Raw genomic sequence first — 2,172 nt, forward strand, 5'->3', positions numbered from 1 at the left:
CGTGCTCGCCGGTCGTGTCTGGCTGTTCCGGCTTCGAACGTGAAGATGTTGGGTAAGGCGCAGGGGCTTCCTGCCGACCAGATCTTCTGTGATCTGGAGGACTCGGTCGCTCCGGGGGCGAAGGAGTCGGCGCGGGGGAACGTCGTGTCGGTGTTGAACGAGGGTGACTGGGCGGGTAAGACCCGGGTCGTGCGGGTCAATGACCTGACGACGAAGTGGACCTACCGTGATGTCGTGACCGTGGTCGAGGGCGCGGGGGCGAACCTGGACTGTGTGATGCTGCCGAAGGTGCAGACCGCCGCGCAGGTGCAGTGGCTGGATCTGCTGCTGACGCAGATCGAGGAGGTGATGGGTTTCGAGGTCGGGCGGATCGGTATCGAGGCGCAGATCGAGAACGCGCTGGGTCTGTCGAACGTGAAGGAGATCGCGTTCGCCAGCCCGCGGATCGAGACGATCATCTTTGGTCCGGCGGATTTCATGGCGTCGATGAACATGCCGTCCCTGGTGGTGGGTGCGCTGAACCCGGATTATCCGGGGGACCCGTTCCACTACGTGCTGTTCAAGATCCTGGAGGCGGCGCGGGCACGGGGGGTGCAGGCGATCGACGGGCCGTTCCTGCAGATCCGGGATGTGGAGGCGTTCCGTGGGGTGGCGAAGAAGTCCGCGGCGTTGGGTTATGACGGTAAGTGGGTGCTGCATCCGGGGCAGATCGACGCCGCGAACGAGGTGTACGCCCCCCGGCAGGAGGATTACGACCACGCCGAGCTGATCCTGGATGCCTATGCCTGGCACACCTCGGATGAGGGTGGGCTGCGGGGCGCGGTGATGCTCGGGGACGAGATGATCGATGAGGCGAGCCGGAAGATGGCCGAGGTGATCGCGGGCAAGGGTCGTGCCGCGGGTATGGCGCGTACCGCCCGTTTCGAGCCGCCGGCCGGCTGACCCGGTCTGGCTGTTTCCCCGTCGAGACCTCAAGGACACAGGAGCCGCTATGGGCAGGATCGCGCAGACCGACGGGCTGACCGAGGTGCAGTCCGACATCCTCGCGGCGGTGCGGTCGTTCGTGGACAGGGAGATTCTGCCGAACGCGGGCGATCTTGAGCGTAAGGACGAGTATCCCGAGGCGATCGTCGAGGCGATGAAGGAGATGGGCCTGTTCGGGATCACGATCCCGGAGGAGTACGGCGGTCTCGGTGAGTCGTTGCTGACGTACGCGCTGGTGGTGGAGGAGATCGCCCGTGGGTGGATGAGTGTGTCCGGGGTGATCAACACTCATTTCATCGTGGCGTATCTGGTGCTGCAGCACGGTACCGATGAGCAGCGGGAGCGGTTGTTGCCGCGGATGGCGACCGGTGAGCTGCGGGGGGCGTTCTCGATGAGTGAGCCGGGGTGTGGTTCGGATGTGTCGGCGATCACGACCCGGGCTGACCGTGACGGCGACGAGTACACGATCACCGGGCAGAAGATGTGGCTGACCAACGGTGCCCGTGCCGGTCTGGTCGCGACGTTGGTGAAGACGGATGAGGGTGCGGAGTCGGTCTATCGGAACATGACGACGTTCCTGTTGGAGAAGGAGCCGGGGTTCGGTACCGACGGTGGTATCACGATTCCGGGGAAGCTGGAGAAGCTCGGGTACAAGGGTGTCGAGACCACGGAGATGATCCTGGATGGTCATCGGGCGTCGGCGGGTTCGATCCTGGGTGGTCCGGGGGCGGCGGGTCGTGGTTTCTACCAGATGATGGACGGGGTGGAGGTCGGGCGGGTCAATGTCGCGGCCCGCGCCTGCGGGATCATGATCCGGGCGTTCGAGCTGGCGATCGCCTACGCTCAGCAGCGGCGGACGTTCGGTCATCAGATCGCTGATCATCAGGCGATCGCGTTCAAGCTCGCGGACATGGCGACCAAGGTCGAGGCGGGTCATCTCATGATGGTCAACGCCGCGCGTAAGAAGGACAGCGGGCAGCGTAACGACGTCGAGGCCGGGATGGCCAAGTATCTGGCCAGTGAGTACTGCCATGAGGTGACCACCGAGTCGTTCCGGATCCACGGTGGCTACGGGTACTCCAAGGAGTACGAGATCGAGCGCCTCTACCGGGAGGCCCCGTTCATGCTCATCGGCGAGGGGACGTCCGAGGTGCAGAAGCGCATCATCAGCCGCGCCCTGCTCAAGGA

The 2,172-nt window shown here is 64.7% G+C and carries 2 protein-coding genes; both read left to right on the plus strand.

What is annotated here, in order from left to right:
- Positions 1-942 (plus strand): CoA ester lyase (locus E0504_RS46465; RefSeq protein WP_235015056.1); only part of this gene is annotated, 942 nt, incomplete at its 5' end.
- Positions 943-991: 49 nt separating this feature from the next.
- Positions 992-2,172: acyl-CoA dehydrogenase family protein (locus E0504_RS46470; protein ID WP_112109271.1), on the plus strand; the 1,181-nt coding region annotated here is incomplete at its 3' end.

This window comes from Parafrankia sp. BMG5.11 (genome assembly GCF_004337455.1).